Here is a 512-nt window from a genome sequence, read left to right as displayed (position 1 = left end):
ATCGAGCATTCCGCGCCAGAAACGGCAAAGTCAGTCAGATTTTTTGCTGCACCAAAGCCACCTGGTAACAATAGCGCATCAAAGTCTTCAACGTTCAGTCTAGCCACATCCTCAATGTTTCCACGCGCGATGCGTGCCGCTTCAACGAGCACGTTGCGTGGCTCATCCATTTCTTCGCCAGTAAGATGATTGATGACGTGTAATTGATCAATGTTTGGAGCGAAGCAATGCCAAGTAGCACCAGCTTTTTCGATGGCGTGCAGGGCTAGCACGGCTTCATGTAACTCTGAACCATCATAAACTCCTGAGCCACTCAAAATAACTGCGACTTTTTTCATTTTAAGATTCCTTTAGTCTGATATTTCCGTTTGTTGCTCTTTTATATTTGGGGATTGAGATTGAGCATTTGCCTTAGTTTCGACGATTTCTTGATCGTCTTCTTCTTCATCATAGTAGCGGACCACAAAAGGTGTCAGCATGACGCTCGATGGTAGAAAGTGTTTCATATCGAC

General features: G+C 44.9%; 1 protein-coding gene. It reads right to left on the bottom strand.

All coding sequences use genetic code 11. The features are described from left to right. A partial coding sequence (elbB, locus tag R7P74_RS29540; RefSeq protein WP_318124316.1) for an isoprenoid biosynthesis glyoxalase ElbB occupies positions 1 to 338 on the bottom strand: 338 nt, incomplete at its 3' end. Between the last annotated feature and the right edge of the window lie 174 nt (positions 339 to 512).

This window comes from Vibrio sp. 2033, from assembly GCF_033339735.1.
Note: the sequence above shows the minus strand (reverse complement) of the source record. Positions and strands in the feature narration are given on the sequence as shown.